This is a genomic window from bacterium (genome assembly GCA_026129405.1).
GTDB lineage: Bacteria > Desulfobacterota > Binatia > DP-6 > DP-6 > JAHCID01.
The window spans coordinates 32947-57395 of record JAHCID010000012.1 but is presented as its reverse complement, the minus strand read 5'-3'; the positions used below and the strand labels follow the sequence as shown (position 1 = coordinate 57395).

General features: G+C 67.0%; 33 protein-coding genes and 2 tRNA genes. All 35 read left to right on the top strand.

What is annotated here, in order from left to right; all coding sequences use genetic code 11:
• Positions 1–4 precede the first annotated feature (4 nt).
• Positions 5–77 (top strand) — tRNA-Thr (locus KIT14_25430).
• Between the two features lie 22 nt (positions 78–99).
• On the top strand, positions 100–252 hold the full coding sequence (gene rpmG / locus KIT14_25425; protein MCW5893869.1) for a 50S ribosomal protein L33: 153 nt from the start codon (positions 100–102) through the stop codon (positions 250–252).
• 21 nt (positions 253–273) lie between these two features.
• Positions 274–347 (top strand) — tRNA-Trp (locus tag KIT14_25420).
• A gap of 28 nt (positions 348–375) precedes the next feature.
• The gene (gene secE, locus KIT14_25415; GenBank protein MCW5893868.1) at positions 376–570 is read left to right on the top strand and encodes a preprotein translocase subunit SecE; all 195 of its coding nucleotides are present in this window, start codon (positions 376–378) and stop codon (positions 568–570) included.
• Positions 570–1109 carry a transcription termination/antitermination protein NusG gene (nusG, locus tag KIT14_25410; GenBank protein ID MCW5893867.1) on the top strand — a complete coding sequence of 180 codons (540 nt, stop codon included), beginning with the start codon at positions 570–572 and terminating at the stop codon, positions 1107–1109. Before secE ends, nusG begins: the two co-directional genes overlap by 1 nt.
• 6 nt (positions 1110–1115) lie before the next feature.
• Positions 1116–1538 (top strand): 50S ribosomal protein L11, encoded by a 423-nt coding sequence (rplK, locus tag KIT14_25405; protein ID MCW5893866.1) that lies wholly within the window; start codon positions 1116–1118, stop codon positions 1536–1538.
• 4 nt (positions 1539–1542) lie between these two features.
• Positions 1543–2256, top strand: a complete 714-nt coding sequence (gene rplA / locus KIT14_25400) for a 50S ribosomal protein L1 (protein ID MCW5893865.1) — start codon at positions 1543–1545, stop codon at positions 2254–2256.
• Between the two features lie 11 nt (positions 2257–2267).
• A complete protein-coding gene (gene rplJ / locus KIT14_25395) occupies positions 2268–2801 on the top strand; it encodes a 50S ribosomal protein L10 (GenBank protein ID MCW5893864.1) in 534 nt (177 codons plus the stop codon).
• Positions 2802–2866: 65 nt separating this feature from the next.
• Complete coding sequence (gene rplL / locus KIT14_25390) at positions 2867–3247, top strand: 50S ribosomal protein L7/L12 (protein MCW5893863.1); 381 nt, start codon at positions 2867–2869, stop codon at positions 3245–3247.
• Positions 3248–3293: 46 nt separating this feature from the next.
• Complete coding sequence (gene rpoB, locus KIT14_25385; GenBank protein MCW5893862.1) at positions 3294–7445, top strand: DNA-directed RNA polymerase subunit beta; 4152 nt, start codon at positions 3294–3296, stop codon at positions 7443–7445.
• Between the two features lie 31 nt (positions 7446–7476).
• On the top strand, positions 7477–11634 hold the full coding sequence (rpoC, locus tag KIT14_25380) for a DNA-directed RNA polymerase subunit beta' (GenBank protein ID MCW5893861.1): 4158 nt from the start codon (positions 7477–7479) through the stop codon (positions 11632–11634).
• Positions 11635–11730: 96 nt separating this feature from the next.
• Complete coding sequence (gene rpsL / locus KIT14_25375; GenBank protein ID MCW5893860.1) at positions 11731–12102, top strand: 30S ribosomal protein S12; 372 nt, start codon at positions 11731–11733, stop codon at positions 12100–12102.
• Between the two features lie 67 nt (positions 12103–12169).
• Positions 12170–12640, top strand: a complete 471-nt coding sequence (gene rpsG, locus KIT14_25370) for a 30S ribosomal protein S7 (protein ID MCW5893859.1) — start codon at positions 12170–12172, stop codon at positions 12638–12640.
• 18 nt (positions 12641–12658) lie between these two features.
• Positions 12659–14755: an elongation factor G gene (gene fusA, locus KIT14_25365; GenBank protein ID MCW5893858.1), complete on the top strand. Its 2097-nt coding sequence runs from the start codon at positions 12659–12661 to the stop codon at positions 14753–14755.
• A 40-nt stretch (positions 14756–14795) separates the two neighbouring features.
• The gene (tuf, locus tag KIT14_25360; GenBank protein MCW5893857.1) at positions 14796–15986 is read left to right on the top strand and encodes an elongation factor Tu; all 1191 of its coding nucleotides are present in this window, start codon (positions 14796–14798) and stop codon (positions 15984–15986) included.
• A 7-nt stretch (positions 15987–15993) separates the two neighbouring features.
• Positions 15994–16302 (top strand): 30S ribosomal protein S10, encoded by a 309-nt coding sequence (gene rpsJ / locus KIT14_25355; GenBank protein MCW5893856.1) that lies wholly within the window; start codon positions 15994–15996, stop codon positions 16300–16302.
• A 10-nt stretch (positions 16303–16312) separates the two neighbouring features.
• Positions 16313–16954 carry a 50S ribosomal protein L3 gene (gene rplC, locus KIT14_25350; GenBank protein MCW5893855.1) on the top strand — a complete coding sequence of 214 codons (642 nt, stop codon included), beginning with the start codon at positions 16313–16315 and terminating at the stop codon, positions 16952–16954.
• 14 nt (positions 16955–16968) lie between these two features.
• Positions 16969–17610 carry a 50S ribosomal protein L4 gene (gene rplD, locus KIT14_25345; protein MCW5893854.1) on the top strand — a complete coding sequence of 214 codons (642 nt, stop codon included), beginning with the start codon at positions 16969–16971 and terminating at the stop codon, positions 17608–17610.
• A complete protein-coding gene (locus KIT14_25340; GenBank protein ID MCW5893853.1) occupies positions 17607–17894 on the top strand; it encodes a 50S ribosomal protein L23 in 288 nt (95 codons plus the stop codon). Before rplD ends, KIT14_25340 begins: the two co-directional genes overlap by 4 nt.
• A gap of 5 nt (positions 17895–17899) precedes the next feature.
• Complete coding sequence (gene rplB, locus KIT14_25335; GenBank protein MCW5893852.1) at positions 17900–18724, top strand: 50S ribosomal protein L2; 825 nt, start codon at positions 17900–17902, stop codon at positions 18722–18724.
• An 18-nt stretch (positions 18725–18742) separates the two neighbouring features.
• Positions 18743–19030, top strand: coding sequence for a 30S ribosomal protein S19 (rpsS, locus tag KIT14_25330; protein MCW5893851.1), 288 nt, complete (start codon positions 18743–18745; stop codon positions 19028–19030).
• Positions 19031–19032: 2 nt separating this feature from the next.
• Positions 19033–19383, top strand: coding sequence for a 50S ribosomal protein L22 (gene rplV, locus KIT14_25325; protein MCW5893850.1), 351 nt, complete (start codon positions 19033–19035; stop codon positions 19381–19383).
• A gap of 5 nt (positions 19384–19388) precedes the next feature.
• Positions 19389–20054 carry a 30S ribosomal protein S3 gene (gene rpsC / locus KIT14_25320; GenBank protein MCW5893849.1) on the top strand — a complete coding sequence of 222 codons (666 nt, stop codon included), beginning with the start codon at positions 19389–19391 and terminating at the stop codon, positions 20052–20054.
• A 12-nt stretch (positions 20055–20066) separates the two neighbouring features.
• Complete coding sequence (gene rplP, locus KIT14_25315; GenBank protein MCW5893848.1) at positions 20067–20504, top strand: 50S ribosomal protein L16; 438 nt, start codon at positions 20067–20069, stop codon at positions 20502–20504.
• Positions 20501–20701: a 50S ribosomal protein L29 gene (gene rpmC, locus KIT14_25310; protein ID MCW5893847.1), complete on the top strand. Its 201-nt coding sequence runs from the start codon at positions 20501–20503 to the stop codon at positions 20699–20701. Before rplP ends, rpmC begins: the two co-directional genes overlap by 4 nt.
• A complete protein-coding gene (gene rpsQ, locus KIT14_25305; protein ID MCW5893846.1) occupies positions 20698–20976 on the top strand; it encodes a 30S ribosomal protein S17 in 279 nt (92 codons plus the stop codon). Before rpmC ends, rpsQ begins: the two co-directional genes overlap by 4 nt.
• Positions 20973–21341, top strand: a complete 369-nt coding sequence (gene rplN, locus KIT14_25300) for a 50S ribosomal protein L14 (protein MCW5893845.1) — start codon at positions 20973–20975, stop codon at positions 21339–21341. The genes rpsQ and rplN overlap by 4 nt, the downstream gene beginning before the upstream one ends.
• Before the next feature lie 2 nt (positions 21342–21343).
• Positions 21344–21670, top strand: coding sequence for a 50S ribosomal protein L24 (rplX, locus tag KIT14_25295; protein ID MCW5893844.1), 327 nt, complete (start codon positions 21344–21346; stop codon positions 21668–21670).
• A complete protein-coding gene (gene rplE / locus KIT14_25290) occupies positions 21670–22212 on the top strand; it encodes a 50S ribosomal protein L5 (protein MCW5893843.1) in 543 nt (180 codons plus the stop codon). Before rplX ends, rplE begins: the two co-directional genes overlap by 1 nt.
• 8 nt (positions 22213–22220) lie before the next feature.
• Positions 22221–22406, top strand: coding sequence for a type Z 30S ribosomal protein S14 (locus KIT14_25285; GenBank protein ID MCW5893842.1), 186 nt, complete (start codon positions 22221–22223; stop codon positions 22404–22406).
• Positions 22407–22413: 7 nt separating this feature from the next.
• Positions 22414–22809 carry a 30S ribosomal protein S8 gene (gene rpsH / locus KIT14_25280; GenBank protein MCW5893841.1) on the top strand — a complete coding sequence of 132 codons (396 nt, stop codon included), beginning with the start codon at positions 22414–22416 and terminating at the stop codon, positions 22807–22809.
• A gap of 1 nt (position 22810) precedes the next feature.
• The gene (gene rplF, locus KIT14_25275) at positions 22811–23359 is read left to right on the top strand and encodes a 50S ribosomal protein L6 (GenBank protein MCW5893840.1); all 549 of its coding nucleotides are present in this window, start codon (positions 22811–22813) and stop codon (positions 23357–23359) included.
• Entirely contained in the window at positions 23356–23724 is a 369-nt protein-coding gene (rplR, locus tag KIT14_25270; protein MCW5893839.1) for a 50S ribosomal protein L18, read from the top strand. Before rplF ends, rplR begins: the two co-directional genes overlap by 4 nt.
• Before the next feature lie 22 nt (positions 23725–23746).
• Positions 23747–24262, top strand: a complete 516-nt coding sequence (gene rpsE / locus KIT14_25265) for a 30S ribosomal protein S5 (protein MCW5893838.1) — start codon at positions 23747–23749, stop codon at positions 24260–24262.
• 2 nt (positions 24263–24264) lie between these two features.
• Positions 24265–24447 carry a 50S ribosomal protein L30 gene (gene rpmD / locus KIT14_25260; GenBank protein ID MCW5893837.1) on the top strand — a complete coding sequence of 61 codons (183 nt, stop codon included), beginning with the start codon at positions 24265–24267 and terminating at the stop codon, positions 24445–24447.
• Positions 24448–24449 lie beyond the last annotated feature (2 nt).

Genomic DNA, 24449 nt, shown 5'->3' with positions numbered 1-24449 from the left:
GTATGCCCACGTAGCTCAGTCGGTAGAGCACTTCCTTGGTAAGGAAGAGGTCACCGGTTCGATTCCGGTCGTGGGCTCGCTGGACGAAGGACTCGTACGATGCGCGATCTGATCTCGTTGGTGTGTGAAGGCTGTAAGCGGAAGAATTACACGAGCACCAAGAACAAGAAGAAGACGACCGACAAGCTGTCCTTCAAGAAGTTCTGCGCGGCGTGCCGCAGTCATACGCTCCACAAGGAGGGCAAGGTCTAGGCGGCGCCGCCCCGGCCTCGGGGGTCAGTAGCTCTAACGGCTAGAGCACCGGACTCCAAATCCGGGGGTTGCAGGTTCGAATCCTGCCTGACCCGTCCGATTCCCATCATGACACCGGACACCTTGAAACGACCCGTCGAGCGCTCGCGCGAGTTCCTCGAGGAATGCTGGGCCGAGCTCAAGAAGGTGCATTGGCCCACCCGTGAGGAGACGCGTGCGGCCACGATCGCCGTGGTGGTCGGCGTAGGCATCGCCGCCGTCTACCTGGGCGCCGTGGATTTCGTACTCTCCTACCTCATTCAATGGGTGCTCCGCTGATGGACCGACAATGGTACGTCGTCCACACGTACTCGGGCTACGAGCACAAGGTGAAGGCTTCGCTCGAGGAGCGGATCCGGGCGCTTGGGAATCCGGACCTGTTCGGCGAAATCCTCGTACCTTCCGAGAAGGTCGTCGAGCTCGTCAAGGGCAAGAAGAAGACCTCCTCGCGCAAGTTCTTCCCGGGGTACATCCTCGTCAATCTGCATCTGAACAACGAAACGTGGCACATCGTGAAGTCGACGCCGAAGGTGACCGGCTTCCTCGGTGGTGCCACCGATCCCGACTCCATTCCCCCGATCTCCGAGGCCGAGGTCCGCGAGATCACTCATCAGATGGAGGAAGGGGCCGTAAAGCCCAAGCCGAAGGTGCTCTTCGAGCAGGGTGAGAGCGTCAAGGTCATCGACGGGCCCTTCCAGGACTTCAACGGCGTGGTCGAAGAGGTGAAGCCCGACAAGGGCAAGCTTCGCGTGCTCATCAGCATCTTCGGGCGGGCGACGCCCGTCGAGCTCGACTTCGTCCAGGTCGAAAAGGCGTAGCGCACAATGGCGAAGAAGGTCGTCGCGGAGATCAAGCTCCAGATCCCCGCCGGGGCCGCGAACCCGAGCCCGCCGGTCGGACCGGCGCTCGGTCAGCGCGGTGTCAACATCATGGAGTTCTGCAAGGCGTTCAACGCGCAGACCCAGGCGCAGGCCGGGCTCGTGATCCCGGTGGTCATCACCGTCTACGCCGACCGCTCCTTCACTTTCATCACCAAGACGCCGCCGGCGTCGATCCTGCTGAAGAAGGCTGCGGGGCTCGACAAGGGCTCCAAGGAGCCGGGCAAGGATCGGGTGGGTAAGGTCACGCGGCAGCAGGTCGAGGAGATCGCGAAGCTCAAGATGCCGGATCTGACCGCCGGCGACCTGCCCGCGGCGATCCGCACCGTCGAGGGCACGGCGCGCAGCATTGGCATCGAGGTGGTCTGAAGTCATGGCAAAGCGAGGCAAGCGCTGGCGGGCGGCCGCCGAGAAGATCGACCACGATCGTCGCTATCCGATCGACGAAGCGGTGAAGACGCTGCTCGACGCGGGCGGCGCGGCGAAGTTCGACGAGTCGGTCGAGGTGGCGGTGCAGCTCGGCGTCGATCCACGGCAGGCGGATCAGAACGTACGCGGCACCGTCGTGTTGCCCCACGGCACCGGCAAGAGCGTGCGCGTGCTCGTCTTCGCCAAGGGCGAGAAGGCGCGCGAGGCGCAGGAGGCCGGGGCCGACCACGTCGGGGCCGAGGACGTCGTCAAGAAGATCCAGGAAGAGCAGTGGCTCGAGTTCGACGTCGCGATCGCGACCCCGGACATGATGGGCCAGGTCGGTCGGCTCGGTAAGGTGCTCGGTCCGCGCGGCCTGATGCCCAACCCGAAGGTGGGCACGGTCACCTTCGACGTGGCCAAGGCCGTCGGCGAGGTCAAGGCCGGCAAGGTCGAGTTCCGCGTCGACAAGACCGCCATCGTCCACGTCGCCGTCGGCAAGCGCAGCTTCGGTGCCGAGCGCCTGATGGAGAACGTCAACGCGCTCATCGCCAGTCTCGTGCGTGCGAAGCCCGCGTCGGCCAAGGGCAACTATCTCCAGCGCATCGCGGTGGCGAGCACGATGGGGCCGTCGGTCCGGATCGACCCTGCGTCGAGCCGCGCCGGCGCCGCCAGCTGAGGACGCACACGATGGACCGCGCAGCGAAGATTTCCAACGTCGAGACGCTCCAGGACGAGTTCGGGCGGGCCACGGTCGCCGTGCTCGCCGAGTACCGCGGGCTCACGGCGATCCAGATGAACCGCGTCCGCAAGGCGGTGCGCGACGCGGACGGCCGCGTCCGCGTCAGCAAGAACCGCCTCGCCAAGCGTGCGGTCGACGGCACGAAGAACGCGACGGTGACGCCGCTCTTCTCCGGCCCGACCGCCGTCTTCATAGGCTTCCGCGATCCGGTCGCGATGGCGAAGGTCGCGGTGAAGCTGGCCGGCGAGTTCCCCAAGCTCGAGATCAAGGGCGCGCTGCTCGACGGGCAGGTGCTGCCGGCAGCCGAAGTGAAGGCGCTGGCGGAGCTCCCGCCGCGGGAGGCGCTGCTCGGGCAGCTGCTCGGGTTGCTCAACGCCCCCGCGACGCAGCTCCTCCGGACCCTGAATGAGCCCGGCGCCAGTCTCGCCCGGCTCGTCGATGCGCTCGCCAAGCGGGCGGAAGGTGGTGGCGGCGCCGCCTGAGGCAGTCGCCCCGGCTACGACATTCGCGCACCTGCGCGCAGAAGAGAGGCAAAACGGCAATGGAAGTGACTCGGGAACAGGTCAAGGACTTTCTCAAGAACATGAGCCTCATGGACGCCGCGACGCTCGTGAAGGAGCTCGAGAGCGAGCTCGGCGTGTCGGCGGCGGCTCCCGTGGCCGTGGCTGCGGTCGGTGCTCCGGCGGCCGGCGGTGGTGCCGCCGCGGCGGTCGAGAAGGACGAGTTCACGGTGATGCTCACCGGCGCGGGCGACAAGAAGATCCAGGTGATCAAGGTCGTGCGCGAGCTGACGGGTCTCGGTCTCAAGGAGGCCAAGGATCTCGTCGACGGTGCGCCGAAGCCCGTGAAGGAAGGCGTCGCCAAGGCCGAGGCGGAGAGCATGAAGGCCAAGCTCGAGGAGTCGGGCGCGACCGTGGAGCTGAAGTAACGAGTGAGCGTTTCCACGGCACACGACGTCGTCTCGAGGAGCTGCGATGAGTGATCCGGTGGCACAGGTATCTCGCGTTCCCAACAATCTCCGGTTCCGGCGGACGTTCGGGCGGATCAAGAAGATCATCGACATCCCGAACCTGATCGACATCCAGAAGCGCTCCTACGAGGAGTTCCTCCAGCGGGACATCCCGCCGGAGCAGCGGAAGGATCAGGGGCTCCAGGCGGTATTCAAGTCGGTCTTCCCGATCAAAGACTTCAACGAGACCGCATCGCTGGAATTCGTCAGCTACACGCTGAGCGAGCCGAAGTACGACGTCGACGAGTGCCACCAGCGCGGTATGACGCTCGCCGCGCCGCTCAAGGTGACCGTGCAGCTGGTCATCTGGGACGTCGATCCGGAGAGCGGCGTCCGGTCGATCAAGAACGTCAAGGAGCAGGAGGTCTACTTCGGCGAGATCCCGCTCATGACCCGCCACGGGACGTTCATGGTGAACGGTACCGAGCGTGTCATCGTCTCCCAGCTCCATCGCTCGCCCGGCGTCTTCTTCGATCACGACAAGGGGAAGACCCACGCCAGCGGCAAGCTCCTCTATTCCGCGCGCGTCATCCCGTACCGTGGGTCGTGGATCGACTTCGAGTTCGATCCGAAGGATATCCTCCACGTCCGCATCGACCGCCGCCGCAAGTTCCATGCGACCGTCGTCCTGCGGGCCCTCGGCATGACCAGCGAGGACCTGCTCAACTACTTCTACCGCCGCGACACGATCGTCCTCGATGGCCGCAAGGCGGCGAAGGTCTTCAAGCCGGAGCACCTCGTCGGCGTGAAGGCGACGCGCGACGTGCGCAACCCCTCCAGCAACGAGCTGATCGTGAAGGAGGGGCGGAAGTTCACGAAGCTCGTTCTGCGCCAGATGGAGCAGGCCGGCATCGACCAGATCCCGATCGCCCAGGAAGAAGTCCTCGGCCGCGTCTCGGCCCACGACGTGAAGGACCCGAAGTCGGGCGAGATCATCCTCGGCTGCAACGAGGACATCACCGAGGACAAGCTCGAGCTGCTGCGTCAGCACGGGATCACCAAGGTCGAGGTGCTCTTCCTCGACGACACGCACATCGGTCCGGCGCTGCGCAACACGCTGCTGCAGGACAAGATCGGCGATCCGCAGGAGGCGATTCTCGAGATCTACCGCCGCCTGCGTCCCGGCGATCCGCCGACCCCCGAGACGGCCACCGCGTTCTTCAACAACCTCTTCTTCAACCCCGAGCGCTACGACCTGTCGCGCGTCGGCCGGCTGAAGCTGAACCACAAGCTCAAGATCAACGTGCCCCTCGATCAGGGCACGCTGCGGCGCGAGGACATCCTCGAGGTCGTGCGCTACCTGATCGAGCTGAAGAACGGCAACGGTCAGATCGACGACATCGACCATCTCGGCAACCGCCGCGTCCGCGCGGTCGGCGAGCTGGTCGAGAACCAGTACCGCATCGGTCTCGTCCGCATGGAGCGCGCCATCAAGGAGCGCATGTCCCTGCAGGACATCGAGACGCTGATGCCGCAGGAGCTCATCAACTACAAGCCGGTTTCCGCGGTCATCAAGGAGTTCTTCGGGTCGTCGCAGCTGTCGCAGTTCATGGACCAGACGAACCCGCTCTCCGAGATCACCCACAAGCGGCGCCTCTCGGCGCTCGGCCCGGGTGGTCTCACCCGCGAGCGTGCCGGCTTCGAAGTCCGTGACGTCCATCCGACACACTACGGTCGCGTGTGTCCGATCGAGACGCCGGAAGGTCCGAACATCGGCCTCATCGCGTCGCTGTCGACCTACGCACGCGTGAACGATTTCGGCTTCGTCGAGACGCCGTACCGCCGCGTGAAGGACGGTCGCGTCACCGACGAGATCGTCTACCTCTCCGCCCTCGAGGAGGAGGAGCACACGATCGCGCAGGCCAACGCGCCGCTCGACGCCAAGGGCCACTTCACCAACGACCTCGTATCGTCCCGCATCGGCGGCGAGTTCACGATGGTGCGGCCCGAGCAGATCGAGTTCATGGACGTGTCGCCGAACCAGCTGGTGTCGGTGGCTGCGTCGCTGATCCCGTTCCTCGAGAACGACGACGCGAACCGCGCCCTCATGGGCTCGAACATGCAGCGCCAGGCCGTCCCGCTGCTGCGCACCGAGGCGCCGCTCGTCGGCACCGGCATGGAGCAGACCGTCGCCCGCGACTCGGGCGTCACGGTGGTGGCGCGCCGCGACGGCGTGGTCGAGCAGGTCGATGCCGAGCGCATCGTCGTCAAGGCCGACCACATGCGGCCCGACGGCCGCGATCCCGGCGTCGACATCTACAATCTCGTCAAGTACCAGCGCTCGAACCAGAACACCTGCATCAACCAGCGACCGATCGTGGTCGTCGGCGATCGGGTGGCGGCGGGCGACGTCATCGCCGACGGTCCCTCGACGGACATGGGCGAGCTGGCCCTCGGCCGCAACGTGCTCGTCGCGTTCATGCCGTGGGGCGGGTACAACTTCGAGGACTCGATCCTCATCTCCGAGCGGCTGGTCAAGCACGACTTCTTCACCTCGATCCACATCGAGGAGTTCGAGTGCGTGGCCCGCGACACGAAGCTCGGCCCGGAAGAGATCACGCGCGACATTCCGAACGTCGGCGACGAGGCCCTGAAGGATCTCGACGAGTCCGGAATCATCCGCATCGGCGCCGAGGTGAAGCCCGGCGACATCCTCGTCGGCAAGATCACACCGAAGGGCGAGACGCAGCTCTCGCCGGAAGAGAAGCTGCTGCGCGCCATCTTCGGCGAGAAGGCGGGCGAGGTGCGCGACACGAGCCTGCGCGTCCCGCCGGGTGTCGAGGGCACCGTCATCAACGCGCGCGTCTTTTCCCGTAAGGGCATCCAGAAGGACGAGCGTTCGCGCGCCATCGAGGAAGACGAGGTCCAGAAGCTCAAGAAGGACCAGCAGGACGAGATCCGCATCATCCGCGAGGGTACGCAGCGCAAGGTCCACGCCCTCCTCGTCGGCAAGACGACCAGTGCGCGCCTCACCGACGACACGCGCAAGGTGCTCCTCAACAAGGGCGTCGAGATCACCCCCGAGGTTCTCGAGCAGGTTCCTGCGAACTACTGGGGCGACATCAAGATCGGCGACGACAAGGCGGAGGACGAGTTGTCCCGCCTCGTCGAGGGCATGCAGGAGCAGGTCGACGCCATCAAGCAGTACTTCGGCGACAAGATGGAGCGCCTGAAGGGCGGCGACGAGCTGCCGCCGGGCGTCATCAAGATGGTGAAGGTGTTTGTCGCCATCAAGCGCAAGCTTCAGGTCGGCGACAAGATGGCGGGCCGGCACGGCAACAAGGGCGTGCTCTCGCGGCTGCTGCCGGAAGAGGACATGCCGTACCTCGCCGACGGCACCCCGGTCGACATCGTGCTGAACCCGCTCGGCGTACCGAGCCGCATGAACGTCGGCCAGATCCTCGAGACCCATCTCGGATGGGCGGCGCGTGAGCTTGCGGCGCAGATCCGCGGTGAGCTCGAGGAGAACGGCCGCCCGTCGACGGATCAGCTGCGCAAGACGCTGAAGGACCTCTACGGCTCGAAGGAGCTCGGCGAGTTCATCGACGCGCTCTCCGCCGCCGACGTTCTCAAGCTGGCGAAGAAGGCGGCGCGCGGCATCCACGTCGCGTCGCCCGTCTTCGACGGCGCGTCCGAGGAGGAGATATTCAAGCTCCTCGCGCGCGCGGCGCTTCCGGCGACCGGCCAGACGCGGCTGCACGACGGGCGCACCGGCCAGTCGTTCGCGCACGAGGTCACGGTGGGCGTCATGTACATCATGAAGCTGCACCACCTCGTGGACGACAAGATCCACGCCCGCTCGACCGGGCCGTACTCGCTCGTCACCCAGCAGCCGTTGGGCGGCAAGGCGCAGTTCGGTGGACAGCGGCTGGGCGAGATGGAGGTGTGGGCCCTCGAGGCGTACGGCGCCGCCTACACGCTCCAGGAGATGCTCACGGTCAAGTCCGACGACGTCGCCGGCCGTACGCGCATGTACGAGGCGATCGTCAAGGGCGAGAACGTTCTCGAGCCCGGTCTGCCGGAGTCCTTCAACGTGATGGTGAAGGAGCTCCAGAGCCTCGCTCTCGACGTCGAGCTCGTCGAAGAGCAGCAGCCGTCGACGCCCCCCCAGGCGTGACGGGTTCCGGACGGGAGGTCACTCGGCGATGATGGAAGATCTCTTCAGCCTCTTCGAGAAGCCGAAGAACCCGCTCAACTTCAACGCGATCCGCATCTCGCTCGCCTCGCCGGACAAGATCCGGTCGTGGTCGCACGGCGAGGTGAAGAAGCCCGAGACGATCAACTACCGCACGTTCAAGCCCGAGCGTGACGGGCTGTTCTGCGCCAAGATATTCGGACCGACGAAGGACTACGAGTGCAACTGCGGCAAGTACAAGCGCATGCGGCACCGGGGCGTCGTCTGTGAGAAGTGTGGCGTCGAAGTCATCCAGTCGAAGGTCCGCCGCGAGCGCATGGGGCACATCGACCTCGCGACGCCGGTGGCCCACATCTGGTTTCTGAAGAGCCTGCCGTCGCGCATCGGCACGATGCTCGACATGACGCTGAAGGAGCTCGAGAAGGTCCTGTACTTCGAGAGCTACGTCGTCATCGATCCGGGCACGACGCCGCTGCAGGAGCGTGAGCTCGTCTCCGAGTCGCGCTACCGCAAGCTGTACGAGGAGTACGGCTACGACGCCTTCCGTGCCGGAATGGGCGCCGAGGCGATCCGTGAGCTCCTGACCCGCCTCGACATCGACAAGCTCTTCGTCGACCTGCGCGTCGAGATGAAGGAAGCGACCAGCGAGGCACGCCGCAAGAAGCTGGCGAAGCGGCTGAAGGTCATCTCCGCGTTCAAGAACTCCGGCAACAAGCCCGAGTGGATGATCCTCGAGGTGATCCCGGTCATCCCGCCGGACCTGCGTCCGCTCGTGCCGCTCGACGGCGGCCGCTTCGCGACGTCGGACCTGAACGACCTCTACCGTCGCGTCATCAACCGCAACAACCGCCTCAAGCGCCTGATGGAGCTGAACGCGCCGGACATCATCATCCGGAACGAGAAGCGCATGCTTCAGGAAGCGGTCGACGCACTGTTCGACAACGGCCGCCGCGGCCGCGCCATCACGGGTCCGAACAAGCGCCCGCTCAAGTCGCTCTCCGACATGCTGAAGGGCAAGTCGGGCCGCTTCCGTCAGAACCTCCTCGGGAAGCGCGTCGACTACTCGGGCCGCTCGGTGATCGTCGTCGGGCCGGAGCTGCGCCTGCATCAGTGCGGGCTGCCGAAGAAGATGGCCCTCGAGCTCTTCAAGCCCTTCATCTACAACAAGCTCGAAGAGCGCGGGTACGTCACCACCATCAAGAGCGCGAAGAAGATGGTGGAGAAGGAGCGCCCCGAGGTCTGGGACATCCTCGACGAGGTGATCCGCGAGCACCCGGTGCTCCTGAACCGCGCGCCCACGCTGCACCGCCTCGGCATCCAGGCCTTCGAGCCTACGCTCATCGAAGGCAAGGCGATCCAGCTGCATCCGCTCGTCTGCGCGGCGTACAACGCCGACTTCGACGGCGATCAGATGGCGGTCCACGTGCCGCTGTCGGTCGAGGCGCAGGTCGAGGCCCGCGGCCTCATGATGTCGACCAACAACATCCTGTCGCCCGCGAACGGCAAGCCGATCATCGTGCCGACGCAGGACATCGTCCTCGGCCTCTACTTCATGACGCGCGAGCGTCTGGCGGCGAAGGGCGAGGGCAAGGTGTTCTCGAGCTTTGCCGAGGTGCGCATCGCCTACGACCAGGGCGAGGTCGACCTCCAGGCCCGCATCCGCGTGCGGGTCCCGAAGAGCGCGGGCGGCAACGACCAGCTCGTCGAGAGCACCGTCGGCCGCGTCCTGCTCTACGAGATCGTGCCGTCGGAGATCACGTTCGCCGACGTGAACCGCGTCATGAAGAAGAAGGAGCTCGGCGGGCTCATCGACGTCGCCTACCGCCACTCCGGCAACAAGGCCACGGTCATCTTCGCCGACAAGCTGAAGGACCTGGGCTACGAGCAGGCGACCCGCGCCGGCATCTCCATCGGCATCAAGGACATGGTGATCCCGGACGGGAAGGGGAAGCTGCTCGACGACGCCAACGCCGAGGTGCGCGAGATCGAGGACCAGTACAACAAGGGCCTCATCACGCAGGGCGAGCGCTACAACAAGGTCGTCGACATCTGGGCGGAGGTCACCGACCGGATCGCCGATGAGATGCTCCGCGAGCTGGGCACGGACGAGATGCCCGACCGCGAGGGCAAGCTGCAGCGCGTGCCGTCGTTCAACCCGATCTTCATGATGGCCGACTCGGGTGCTCGTGGCTCGGCGCAGCAGATCCGGCAGCTGGCCGGCATGCGCGGTCTCATGGCGAAGCCGTCGGGCGAGATCATCGAGACGCCGATCACGGCGAACTTCCGTGAAGGTCTCACCGTGCTGCAGTACTTCATCTCGACGCACGGTGCCCGCAAGGGTCTCGCCGACACGGCGCTCAAGACGGCCAACTCCGGCTATCTCACCCGTCGTCTCGTCGACGTCGCGCAGGACTCGATCATCTCCGAGCAGGACTGCGGCACGCTGGACGGCATCGAGATGACCCCCCTCGTCGAGGGCGGCGAGGTCATCGAAGCGCTGGGCGATCGCGTGCTCGGCCGCGTCGCGCTCGAGGACATCCGCGACCCGTTCACGGGCAACGTCATCGTCCACAACAACGAAGAGATCGACGAGACCAAGGTGCTCGCGATCGAGGACGCGGGCATCGAGCGCGTGAAGATCCGTTCGGTGCTCACCTGCCAGTCGCGGCGCGGCGTCTGCATCCGCTGCTACGGTCGTGACCTGGCGCGCGGCCACATGGTCAACCTGGGCGAGGCCATCGGCGTCATCGCGGCGCAGTCGATCGGCGAGCCGGGAACGCAGCTCACCATGCGCACGTTCCACATCGGCGGCACCGCGAGCCGGCGTGCCGAGCAGACGACGCTCGAGCCGCGCAACGACGGCGTCCTCAAGTTCATCAACCTCACCACCGTGACCGGGCGCGACGGCGATCTCGTCGTCATGAACCGCAACGGCGAGGTCGCCATCGTCGACTTCCCCGAGGCGGGACGCGAGCGTGAGCGCGAGCGGTACTCGGTCGTGTACGGCGCCAAGTTCAAGAAGGGCGACGGCGACAAGGTCCGCGCCGGCGAGATGATCGCCGAATGGGATCCGTACACGATCCCGATCCTCACCGAGGTCAGCGGCACGGTGAAGTTCGGCGATATCCTCGAAGGCATCACGATGGAGGAGAAGGTCGACGAGCGCACCGGCCTGTCGACCAAGGTCGTCGTCGACCACAAGGACATCGACAAGCGCCCGCGCATCTCCATCAAGGACGAGGGCGGGGCGACGGCGCGCATCGCGGCAGGCAACGAGGCCCGCTACCTGATTCCCGTCGGCGCGCACCTGAACGTCGTCGAGGGGCAACAGGTCGTGGCCGGCGACATCATCGCCAAGATCCCGCGCGAGACCACCAAGACGAAGGACATCACCGGTGGTCTGCCCCGCGTCGCGGAGCTCTTCGAGGCTCGCAAGCCGAAGGAGTTCGCGGTCGTCAGCGAGATCGACGGCGTGGTCTCCTTCGGGAAGGACACCAAGGGCAAGCGCAAGGTCGTCGTCACCCCCGAGGTCGGCGAGCCGCGCGAGTACCTGATCCCGAAGGGCAAGCACATCAGCGTCCACGAGGGCGACTTCATCAAGGCCGGCGAGCCGCTGATGGACGGCAGCTCGAACCCGCACGACATCCTCACCATCCTCGGCGAGAAGGCGCTCGCGAAGTACCTCGTCGACGAGGTGCAGGAGATATACCGGCTCCAGGGTGTGCGCATCAACGACAAGCACATCGAGGTGATCGTGCGGCAGATGCTCCGGCGCGTTCGCATCAAGGAGGTCGGTGACACCGATTTCCTGATCGGCGATCAGGTCGAGAAGTGGCGTTTCGAGGAGGAGAACCAGCGCGTGCTGGGCAAGAGCGGCGCCCCGGCGGTCGCCGAGCCGCTGCTCCTCGGCATCACGAAGGCGAGCCTCTCGACGGAGAGCTTCATCTCCGCGGCGTCCTTCCAGGAGACGACGAAGGTCCTCACCGAAGCCGCCATCAACGGCAAGGTCGATCGCCTCGTCGGTCTGAAGGAGAACGTCATCATGGGCCGCCTGATCCCCGCCGGGACGGGCGTGGGGAAGTACAACCGGATGGAGGCCGTGACGGACGAGCCGGAAGGCGAGTTCGAAGGGGTCGGCGCCGAGACGCCGGTGCCCGAGGCCGTCGCGTGAAGCGCCAAATGGTTGACAGGATGAGGATTGCTCAATAAAAGGGCGAGTTTCGTTTCCCCGGATTCGCCATAGAACAGCGGAGCCAGCCAGCACGCGATGCCGACCATCAATCAGCTGATCAAGCGCGGACGCGCCAAGCAGATCGCCAAGGGCAAGTCGCCCGCGCTCCGGCGCTCGCCGCAGAAGCGCGGCGTGTGCACGCGCGTCTACACGCAGACGCCGAAGAAGCCGAACTCGGCGCTGCGAAAGGTGGCGAAGGTCCGCCTGACGAACGGCATCGAGGTGATCGCCTACATTCCCGGCGTCGGTCACAACCTCCAGGAGCACTCCGTGGTCCTGGTGCGTGGCGGCCGTGTGAAGGACCTGCCGGGTGTGCGCTACCACATCATCCGCGGCACGCTCGACTCGATCGGCGTGCAGGATCGGCGGCAGGGGCGGTCGAAGTACGGGGCCAAGAGGCCGAAGTAGGAGCCGGCCCGACTCCTCCGTGGCGCCCGAGCGCCCCGGTGGTGATCGCGGCCAACGGGACAGCCGAATGCCACGTAAAGGTGAAGTCAAGCGCCGCGACATCCTTCCGGATCCGAAGTACCAGGACCGGACCGTCACGAAGTTCATCAACGTGATGATGGAGGACGGCAAGAAGAGCACGACGGAGCGGACGCTCTATGGTGCGCTCGACATCGTCGCGGAGCGCTCGAAGGAAGACGCGCTCGGCGTCTTCAAGCGCGCGCTCGAGGCGGCGAAGCCGATGGTCGAGGTGCGCTCCCGGCGCGTCGGCGGCGCGACCTACCAGGTTCCGGTCGAGGTGCGGCCGAGCCGTCGTGTGTCGCTGGGGATGCGCTGGCTCGTGCAGAACGCGCGCGCACGTCCCGAGAAGTCGATGGTCCAGAAGCTCGCGGGCGAGGTGCTCGACGCCGCCAACGGGCGCGGCGGCACGATCAAGAAGAAGGAGGACACGCATCGCATGGCGGAGGCGAACAAGGCCTTCGCGCACTACCGCTGGTAGGCAGAGCGTGTTCGCAGCATGCCCCGGACCACACCCCTAGAGCGCACCCGTAATATCGGCATCATGGCCCACATCGATGCCGGTAAGACCACGACGACGGAGCGCATCCTCTTCTACACCGGTATCTCGTACAAGATCGGCGAAGTGCACGAGGGCACCGCCGTCATGGACTGGATGGTGCAGGAGCAGGAGCGGGGGATCACGATCACGTCCGCGGCCACCACGTGCTTCTGGCGCGATCATCGCGTCAACATCATCGATACGCCGGGGCACGTCGACTTCACGATCGAGGTGGAGCGCAGCCTGCGTGTGCTCGACGGAGCCGTCGCGGTGTTCTGCTGCGTGGGGGGCGTCGAGCCGCAGTCCGAGACCGTCTGGCGACAGGCCAACAAGTACGGCGTGCCGCGCATCGCCTTCGTCAACAAGATGGACCGCATCGGTGCCGACTTCGACCGCGTCGTTCGCCAGATGCGGGATCGCTTGGAGGCGAACCCGGTGCCGATCCAGCTGCCGCTGGGGGCCGAGGACGGCTTCCGCGGCGTGGTCGATCTGATCGGGCAGCGCGCGGTCGTGTGGCGCGACGAGACCCTCGGCGCGAAGTACGAAGAAGAGCCGATCCCGGCGCACATGGCCGCCGCCGTCGTCGAGGCGCGCGAGCGGCTGGTCGAGGCCGCGGCCGACGCCGACGAAGCGCTGATGGAGAAGTACCTCGCCGGCGATGCGATCTCCGAGGGCGAGCTGCGTCGCGCCGTGCGCGCCGGCACGCTCTCGATGAAGATGGTGCCGGTCGTCTGCGGCACGGCGTTCAAGAACAAGGGCGTGCAGCTGCTGCTCGACGCCGTGGTCGACTACCTGCCGTCGCCGATCGACGTGCCGCCGATGAAGGGCGTCAATCCGAATACCGGCGGCGAGGAGGAGCGCAAGGCCTCCGACGCCGCGCCCTTCACCGCGCTGGCGTTCAAGATCATGACCGACCCATACGTCGGAGCGCTCACGTTCCTGCGCGTGTACTCCGGCGTGCTCGAGTCGGGCTCGTACGTCTTCAATTCGGTGAAGGGCAAGAAGGAGCGCATCGGGCGGCTCCTCAAGATGCACGCCAACAAGCGCGAAGAGATCAAGGAGGTCTACGCCGGCGACATCGCCGCCGCGGTGGGCCTCCGCGACACGACGACGGGCGACACGCTCTGCGAGGAGACGAAGCCGATCGTCCTCGAGCGCATGGAGTTCCCCGATCCGGTGATCTCCATCGCGATCGAGCCGAAGACGAAGGTCGATCAGGAGAAGCTGGGTGGCGCGCTCCAGCGTCTCGCCACGGAGGATCCGTCGTTTCGCGTCTCCACCAATCCGGAGACGGGACAGACGCTGATCGCCGGGATGGGTGAGCTGCACCTCGAGATCATCGTCGATCGGCTCACGCGCGAGTTCAAGGTCGAGGCCAACGTCGGCAAGCCGCAGGTCGCCTACAAGGAGACGATCCGCAAGACGGTCGAGCACGAGACCCGGTTCGTGCGTCAGACGGGGGGCCGCGGGCAGTACGGGCACGTCGTCCTGCGCCTGGATCCGGCCGAGCCGGGAGCCGGGTTCACGTTCAAGGACGAGACCAAGGGCGGCGTCATCCCGCGCGAGTACATGCCCGCGATCGAAAAGGGCATCCGCGAGGCGATGGAGTCGGGCGTGCTCGCCGGCTATCCGGTCGTCGATCTCAGGGCCGCGGTCACGTTCGGCTCGTACCACGAGGTCGACTCGTCGGAGATGGCGTTCAAGATCGCCGCCTCGATGTGTTTCAAGGAGGCGATGTCGAAGGCCCAGCCGACGATCCTCGAGCCGATCATGAGCCTCGAGGTCGTGACGCCCGACGAGTTCATCGGCGACGTCATCAGCGACATCAACCGACGGCGCGGTCGTATCGGCGGCCAGGAGCCGCGCGGCAACACTCAGGTCATCAACGCGCACGTTCCCCTGTCCGAGATGTTCGGCTATGCGACGGACCTCCGTTCGCGAAGCCAGGGGCGCGCAACGTTCACGATGCAATTCTCGCATTACGAAGCGGTGCCCAAGGGCGTCGGGCCCGAGGCGCTGCGACAGGGCGGCGGCCGGGTGGCGGAAGCCTCCTGACGAGCGGGCCAGCGAACGGTTTCACGGAGGAGCAACTCCCATGGCGAAGGCGAAGTTCGAGCGTAAGAAGCCCCACGTCAACGTGGGCACCATCGGTCACATCGACCACGGCAAGACCACGCTGACGGCGGCGATCACGAAGTGCCAGGCCACCAAGGGCTTCGGCAATTTCGTGGCGTTCGACCAGATCGACAAGGCGCCGGAGGAGCGCGAGCGCGGCATCACGATCGCGACGGCGCACGTCGAGTACGAGACCGACAAGCGCCACTACGCGCACGTCGACTGCCCCGGCCACGCCGACTACATCAAGAACATGATCACCGGCGCCGCGCAGATGGACGGCGCGATCCTGGTGGTCGCCGCGACGGACGGCCCGATGCCGCAGACCCGCGAGCACATTCTGCTCGCCCGCCAGGTCGGTGTGCCCGCCATCGTCGTGTTCATGAACAAGGTCGATATGGTCGAGGACAAGGAGCTGCTCGATCTCGTGGAGCTCGAGGTCCGCGAGCTGCTGTCGAAGTACGAGTTCCCCGGCGACGACATTCCGATCATCCGCGGCAGCGCGCTGAAGGCGCTCGAGGGTGACCAGAGCGAGCTCGGCGCCCCCGCGATCCAGCAGCTGATGGACGCGATCGACAGCTACATCCCGGAGCCGAAGCGCGACATCGAGCGTCCGTTCCTGATGCCGGTGGAGGACGTGTTCTCGATCAGCGGCCGCGGCACCGTCGCCACCGGCCGTGTCGAGCGCGGCAAGGTCAAGGTCGGCGAAGAGGTCGAGGTCGTCGGCATCAAGGCCACCACCAAGACCGTCGTGACCGGCGTCGAGATGTTCCGCAAGCTGCTCGACGAAGGCATGGCCGGCGACAACATCGGGTGCCTGCTGCGCGGCGCGAAGCGCGAGGACATCGAGCGCGGTCAGGTGCTCGCCAAGCCGGGCTCGATCACGCCGCACACGAAGTTCCAGGCCGAGGCGTACGTCCTCACGAAGGAAGAGGGTGGCCGTCACACGCCGTTCTTCAACGGCTACCGTCCGCAGTTCTACTTCCGCACCACCGACGTGACCGGCGTCTGCACGCTGCCGGAGGGCACCGAGATGGTGATGCCCGGCGACAACGTGTCGGTGAAGGTCGAGCTGATCATGCCGATCGCCATGGACGAGGGCCTCCGCTTCGCGATTCGCGAGGGTGGCCGTACCGTGGGCGCCGGCGTCGTGACCAAGATCTACGAGTGACCGGGGAATGAACGAGAAGATCCGCATCCGTCTCCGCGCCTACGACCACCGCATCCTCGATCAGTCGGTGCGCGAGATCGTCGACACGGTCCGTCGCACCGGCGGGCGGGTGGCGGGTCCCATTCCGCTGCCGACCCACGTGGAGCGCTTCACGGTCAACCGCTCGCCGCACGTCGACAAGAAGTCGCGCGAGCAGTTCGAGATCCGAACCCACAAGCGTCTGCTCGACATCCTCGAGCCGACGCAGCAGACGATCGACGCGCTCGGCAAGCTGGACCTGGCGGCGGGCGTGGACGTCGAGATCAAGCTGCAGTGACCCCATGGCTGTGAACGGCATCCTCGGCCGCAAGATCGGCATGACGCAGGTGTACACCGCCGAAGGTGTGCTCGTGCCGGTCACCGTCATCCAGGCGGGGCCGTGTACGGTGGTGGCGACCCGCCAGCCCGAGCGCGACGGCTACGCGGCCGTCCAGCTCGGCTTCGATCCGGTGAAGCCGAGCCGCGTGAACAAGGCGATGGCCGGGCAGTTCAAGAAGGCCGGCACCGGGCCTTTCCGCGTGCTGCGGGAGTTCGCGCTCGCCGGCGACGAGCTTCCTGCCGTCGGTGCCGAGTGCACCGTGGGCGAGCTCTTCCAGCCGGGCGAGATCGTCTCCGTGCAGGGCGTGACCAAGGGCCGTGGGACGGCGGGCGTCATGAAGCGCCATCGCTTCAGCGGCTTCCCGGCGTCCCATGGTACGCACGAGTACTTCCGCCACGGCGGCTCGATCGGTAACCGCTCGTACCCGGGCCGCGTCTTCAAGGGAAAGCGCATGTCCGGGCGCTACGGTGCGGAGAACGTGACGACCACCCACCTGAAGGTCATCGCGGTGCGCCCGGAGGAGAACCTCATCCTCATCCGGGGTGCGGTTCCCGGTGCCCGCAACGGGACGGTGATGGTCCTGAAGGACAAGGGAGCGACCCGATCGTGAGCGAGCAGACGACGGTGTCGGTGCCCGTGGTGTCGCAGACGCGGGCGAAGGTGGGCGACCTCGACGTTCCCGCGGCGATCCTCGGGGGGCCGGTGCGGGAGCACCTGCTGCACGAGGTCGTGAAGAGCCAGCTGGCCTCGCGGCGCGCCGGAACGGCGGCCACGAAGACGCGCGGGTTCGTCAGCGGCGGCGGCAAGAAGCCCTGGAAGCAGAAGGGCACGGGCCGTGCCCGCGCCGGCAGCTCGCGCTCGCCGATCTGGGCGGGCGGCGCCACGATCTTCGGCCCGCAGCCGCGCGACTACAGCTACCGGCTGCCGCGCTCGGCGCGGAAGGCGGCGCTGCGTTCGGTGCTCACGGTGCGGCACAACGAGGGCAAGCTCGTCGTCGTCGACCGTATCGCGCTGCCGCAGCCGAAGACCAAGGAGATGGTCGCGGCGCTGGCGGGGCTCGGCATCGATGCGAGCGTGCTCGTCGTCCTGGCCGAGCCGGACGACGGCGTGATGCGTGCGGGTCGCAACCTGCCGGACGTCAAGGTGATCGCCGCGGTCGGGCTCAACGTCTACGACGTCCTGAACCACGACTGGTTGGTCGTCACGCGGGACGCCTTCGAGCAGCTGTCGGTCCGGCTCGGTGACGCAGAGGAGAAGTCGGCATGACGGCCACCGAGGTCGTGCTGGGTCCGGTGATCACCGAGAAGGGCACGCTGGTCGGCGAGCTCGGCAATCAGGTCGTGTTCCGCGTGCATCGTCAGGCGAACAAGGTCGAGATCCGCCAGGCGGTCGAGTCACTGTTCAAGGTGAAGGTCGAGAAGGTGCGGACCTCGCGCCAGCTCGGGAAGGTCCGTCGCGTCGGCAAGCACCTCGGTCGCCGGCCGGCGTGGAAGAAGGCCTACGTCACCCTCGCCGAGGGCAACCGCATCGACTTCTTCGAGGGAGCCTGAGGCCTATGCCCACGATCACCTTTCGTCCGACGTCGCCCGGCCGGCGCTTCCGCACCGGTTTCGACTTCGCCGAGATCACCAGCACCACGCCCGAGAAGTCGCTGCTGGCGCCCATCCACAAGAGCGGCGGCCGCAACAACCTGGGCCGCGTCACGGCCTACCACCGCGGCGGTGGGCACAAGCGCCGCTACCGGCTCATTGACTGGAAGCGCAACAAGGACGGCGTGCCCGCGACGGTGAAGACCGTCGAGTACGATCCGAACCGCAGCGCGCGCATCGCGCTCCTCCAGTACGCCGACGGCGAGAAGCGCTACATCATCGCCCCGGTCGGCCTCGGCGTGGGCGATGCGGTCGAAACCGGCGTCAAGGCCGACATCAAGCCGGGCAACGCGCTGCCGCTGGCGAACATCCCGCTCGGCACGACGGTGCATTGCGTGGAGTTCCGCGAGGGCAAGGGCGCACAGATCGGCCGCAGTGCGGGCGCGGCGATCCAGCTCATGGCCAAGGAGGGCGACTACGCCCTCCTGAAACTCCCCTCCGGCGAGCTGCGCCGTGTGCGGCTCGGCTGTCGCGCGACGGTCGGCCAGGTCGGCAACCTCGAGCACGAGAACGTCTCGCACGGCAAGGCCGGGCGACGCCGGTGGCTCGGGCGGCGCCCGACGGTGCGCGGCATCGCGATGAACCCTGTCGACCACCCGCACGGCGGTGGCGAGGGCCGCTCGAAGGGCAATCATCCGCAGACGCCCTGGGGCAAGCCGACCAAGGGCTACAAGACGCGCAAGAACAAGGCGACGGGGAAGTACATCCTCCAGCGCCGCAAGAACCGCTAGGCCGGGGGAGCCGATACCGTGGCACGCTCAGTCAAGAAGGGACCGTTCGTCGACCAGCACCTGGCGAAGAAGGTGCGGGCGATGATCGAGGCCGGCGACAAGAAGGTCATCAAGACCTGGTCGCGGCGCTCGACCATCACGCCCGACATGGTCGGCTTCACGTTCGCCGTGCACAACGGCCGCAAGTTCATCCCGGTGTTCGTCACCGAGAACGCGGTGGGCCACAAGCTCGGCGAGTTCTCGCCGACCCGCACGTTCCACGGCCACGCCGGGGATCGTAAGGGCAAGGTCGAGGGGCGGAAGTAGGCATGGAAGCTCGCGCCTCCAGCCGCTTCGCGCGCACGTCGGCCCAGAAGGCCCGGCTCGTCGTGGACATGATCCGCGGCAAGTCCGTCGAGTCCGCTCTGGGTATCCTCGAGTTCACCCCGAAGCGCGCCGCCGCCATCGTCATCAAGACGCTCAAGTCGGCCGTCGCCAATGCGGAGCACGGGCAGCGCGTCGACGTGGACAAGCTCTACGTGAAGCGCGTGTGGGTCGACGAGGGTCCGACGGCGAAGCGGTTCCTACCGCGCGCCCACGGCCGCGCCACCCCGATCTTCAAGCGCACGAGTCACATCACCGTGGTCGTCGACGAGCGTCGGCGCGGCGGGGAGGCCTGAGGCAAGTGGGACACAAGACGCACCCGAAGGGGTTCCGGCTGGGCATCACGGAGCAGTGGGACTCGCGCTGGTTCGCGCGGCGGGAGTACGCCGAGCTGCTGCACGAGGACGTCAAGATCCGGAACTTCTTGAAGAAGCGCCTGTACCATGCGGGCGTCTCGCGGATCGACATCGAGCGCGCGGCCAACAAGGCCAAGATCAACATCCACACGGCCCGTCCCGGCATCGTGATCGGCAAGAAGGGCGCCGAGATCGAGAAGCTCAAGCAGGAGCTCGCCCGGCTGACGCACAAGGAAACGTTCATCAACATCCATGAGGTCCGTCGGCCCGACGTCGACGCCCAGCTGGTGGCCGAGAACATCGCCCTCCAGCTCGAGCGCCGCGTCGCGTTCCGCCGCGCGATGAAGGAGGCCCTCGCCCGCGCCATGCGCATGGGCGCGCAGGGTGTCCGCATCCAGTCGAGCGGGCGGCTCGGGGGCTCGGAGATCGCGCGTCGCGAGTGGTACCGCGAGGGGCGCGTGCCGCTGCACACGCTCCGCGCCGACGTGAACTACGGCTTCGCCGAAGCCCGCACGACGTACGGCATCATCGGCGTCAAGGTCTGGGTGTTCCGCGGCGAGGTGCTGACGCGCCAGGACGAAGAGCAGCGCGGCGCCGCGACCGGCGTGTAGCGCGAGGGTCCGATGCTTTCCCCGAAGAAGGTCAAATACCGCAAGCAGCAGAAGGGGCGCCGCGGCGGCATGGCGTGGCGCGGCTCGGCGCTGTCGTTCGGTGACTACGGGCTCCAGTGCGTCGACCGCGGCTGGCTCACGGCCCGCGAGATCGAGGCCGCCCGTGTCGCCTTGACGCGCGCCATCAAGCGCGGCGGTCGCGTCTGGGTGCGTGTGTTCCCGGACAAGCCGCTCACCAAGAAGCCCGCTGAGACCCGCATGGGTAAGGGCAAGGGCGCGCCCGAGCTGTGGGTGGCCGTCATCAAGCCGGGCCGCATGCTGTTCGAGATGGAGGGCGTCGATCGCACGACGTCGCTGAACGCGCTCAAGCTGGCCGCGGCGAAGCTGTCGCTGAAGACGCAGGTGCGCGAGCGCCACGTCGCCACCGCGGTGGGAGGGGCGGCGTCGTGAAGCTGCGCGAGCTGAAGGAACTCAGTGTGAACGAGCTGCACACCCGCGAGCGGGAGCTGGTCGACGAGCTCTTCCGCCTGCGGCTGAAGCGGGCCACGGCGCAGCTTCCGAACCCCATGAAGGTCCGGGAGACGAAGCGCGCGCTGGCCCGCATCAAGACGCTGCTCCAGCAGCGCACGGGAGGCGTCGCGCAATGACCGGCCGCCGGAAGGTTCGTGAAGGGGTGGTCGTGTCCGACAAGATGGACAAGACCGTCGTGGTCGTGGTGGAGCGCCTCGTGCGACACGCGCAGTACCGCAAGTACCGTCGCCGTCGCGAGCGCTACAAGGCCCACGACGAGCAGAACAAGTGCCGCGTGGGCGACCGCGTTCGCATCATCGAGTCGCGGCCGCTGTCGGCACAGAAGCGCTGGGCGGTACAGGCCATCCTCGGCAGCAACGAGGCGCTCGCCGATCCCGGGGTGCCGGCATGATCCAGACCGAGACGGTGCTCGACGTCGCCGACAACAGCGGCGCCCGCAAGGTCCTCTGCATCAAGGTGCTCGGCGGCTCCAAGCGGAAGTATGCCTCCATCGGCGACATCATCGTGGTGTCGGTGAAGGAGGCGATCCCGAACGCGAAGGTGAAGAAGGGCGACGTGATGAAGGCCGTCGTCGTGCGCACGGCGAAGGAAGTCGGTCGGCCCGACGGGTCCTACATCCGCTTCGACACCAACTCGGCGGTGCTCATCGACAACGCCCGCGAGCCGGTGGGGACCCGTATCTTCGGGCCCGTGGCCCGCGAGCTGCGCGCGAAGCGCTTCATGAAGATCATCTCGCTCGCGCCCGAGGTACTGTGATCATGGCCGTCGAGCGTATCCGCAAGAACGACACCGTGCTGATCATCGCCGGTCGGGAGCGCGGCAAGACCGGCAAGGTGTTGCGCGTGCTGCCGGAGAAGGGTCGCGTGCTCGTCGAGCGGCTCAACATGGTGAAGCGGCATCAGAAGCCGCGCGGCGCGCAGGCTCCGGGCGGGATCATCGAGAAGGAGGCCTCGCTGGACCTCTCGAACGTGATGCCGGTCTGCGGGCGGTGCAACAAGCCGGCCCGCGTCGGGCGCCGCAAGCTCGAGGACGGGCGCAGCGTCCGCATCTGCCGGCGCTGCAACGAGCAGCTGGAGGCGAGCTGATGCCCCCGCGTCTGAAGGAGCGCTACCGCAACGAGGTCGCGCCGGCGCTCATGCGCGACCTCGGCTACAAGAACCCGATGGCGGTGCCGCGGCTCGAGAAGATCGTGCTCAACATGGGCCTCGGCGAAGCCGTGCAGAACCCGAAGATCATCGAGTCGGCGGTCGAGGAGCTCACGGCGATCGCCGGGCAGAAGCCGGTCGTCACACGGGCCAAGAAGGCGATCTCGAACTTCAAGCTGCGCGAGGGCGTCGCCATCGGGGCGATGGTCACGCTGCGCGGCGAGCACATGTACGAGTTCCTCGATCGGCTCCTGACGGTCGCCCTGCCGCGCGTGCGCGATTTCAAGGGCGTCCCGGACCGCTCGTTCGACGGCCGCGGCAACTACTCGCTCGGTTTTCGCGAGCAGATCATTTTCCCCGAGATCGACCTGGACAAGGTCGAGAAGATCAAGGGCCTGACGGTGACCATCTGCACGACCGCCCGGAGCGACGCCGACGGCAAGGCGCTCCTGCGTGCGCTCGGCATGCCGTTCCGGGCCTGAGGACGACGATGGCGAAGACCTGCCTCATGGTGAAGGCGTCCCGGCCCCCGAAGTTTCGGGTCCGGGCGTACAACCGTTGCCCCCTCTGCGGTCGGTCGCGGGCGTTCTACCGCCGCTTCCGCATGTGCCGCCTCTGTCTGCGCAACCTGGCGCGGAAGGGGCAGATTCCCGGCCTCGTGAAGGCCAGCTGGTGACCCCGTCATGATGACCGATCCCGTCGCCGACATGCTCACGCGCATCCGCAACGGCGCCATGGCCCGCAAGGCCACGGTCGACGTCCCGTGGTCGCGTCACAAGGAGGCGATCGCGCGCACGTTGGTGGCCGAGGGCTATCTGCGCGAGACGACGCTCGTCGAGGAGAAGCCGGTGCCGCTGCTCCGCATCGGGCTCCGCTACGACGAGGCCCGCCGCTCGATCATCACGGCGATCCGGCGCGTCAGCCGTCCGAGCCTGCGGGTGTACGTGGGTGCCGACGAGATTCCGGCCGTTCGGCGCGGGCTCGGCGTCAGCATCCTGTCCACGCCGCGCGGCGTGCTGACCGACCGCGAGGCGCGCCAGCAGAAGGTGGGCGGCGAGCTCATCTGTCAGGTGTGGTGACATGTCGCGCGTAGGCAAGCTTCCGATCCCCGTTCCGGCGGGCTGCAAGGTGCACGTCACCGACGATGCCGTGCGCGTGGAGGGCCCGAAGGGCACGCTCGTGCGGCCGCTCCTGCCGGAGGTCGCGGTCGCGGTGCAGGGCAACGAGGTCGTGATCACCCGCAAGGACGACTCGAACCGCGCCCGTGGCATGCATGGTCTCACCCGCAAGCTGGTCGCGAACATGGTCGAGGGGACGAGCAAGGGCTTCACGATCGTCCTCGAGATCAACGGCGTCGGCTATCGCGCCGAGACCCGCGGCAACAACATCCTCTGGCTGACGCTCGGCTACTCGCACCCGATCGCCTACCAGCTCCCGGCCGGCGTCACCGCCAAGGTCGAGCGCCAGGTCGTCGTGACGCTGGAGTCTGCCGACCGCGAGCTGCTCGGCCAGACGGCGGCGGCGATTCGCCGCCTGCGTCCGCCGGAGCCCTACAAGGGCAAGGGCGTCAAGTACGCGACCGAGACCATTCGGCGGAAGGCCGGCAAGGCCGCCGCAGGAGCACGCTGATGGCGACGTTGGACCGCAACCTGGCGCGGACGCGCCGTCGCGACCGCGTGCGGCGCACGGTGCGCGGCACCGACGACCGCCCGCGGCTCTCCGTGTTTCGCAGCGGCCGGCACCTCTACGTGCAGGTCATCACCGACGTCAGCGGCCAGACGCTGCTCGCGGTTTCGACCATGACGCCGGAGCTGCGCTCGCAGCTGAAGAAGACCGGCGACGTCGAAGCCGCGAAGCAGGTCGGGATGCTCGCCGCGCGCCGCTGCCAGGAGAAGGGCATCACGCGCGTCGTCTTCGACCGCAATGGCTTCCTGTACCACGGCCGCGTGAAGGCGGTTGCCGAGGGCGCCCGCGAGGGCGGCCTCCAGTTCTGAGGACATCGAATTCATGGCGCAGATGGGTCAGAGCCAGCGACGGATCGTCGACGACAAGGGCGCGGAGCTCAAGGAGAAGGTCGTCCACATCAACCGCGTCGCCAAGGTGGTGAAGGGTGGCCGGCGGTTCTCCTTCAGCGCGCTCGTCATCGTCGGCGACGGCGGCGGCCGGGTGGGTTTCGGCCTCGGCAAGGCCAAGGAGGTCCCCGAGGCGATTCGGAAGGGGATCGAGAAGGCCAAGAAGAGCATGATCAACGTGCCGATGACCGAAGGCACGATCCCGTTCGAGGTCGTCGGCCGGTTCGGTGCGGGTGAGGTCATGCTGAAGCCCGCGTCGGACGGTACCGGCGTCATCGCCGGCGGCGGCGTGCGCGCGGTCGTCGAGCTCGCGGGTCTCGCGAACGTGCTCACCAAGTGCATCGGCTCGAACAACCCGAACAACATGGTGCGGGCGACCATGGCCGCACTGCGCGAGCTGCGTACGCCGGAGTTCCTGGCCGGGGCGCGCGGCAAGACCGTCGCCGAGCTGCGGGGCTGACGATGAGCGAGCGGATGATCAAGATCACGCTGACCAAGAGCATGATCGCGACGAGCCCGAACCAGCGCGACTCGTTGCGCGGCCTCGGGCTCACGCGCACGGGCCGCTCGGTCATCGTGAAGGACACGCCGACCATGCGCGGGCTGCTGCGCAAGGTCGCGCATCTCGTCACCACCGAGGAGTGAGC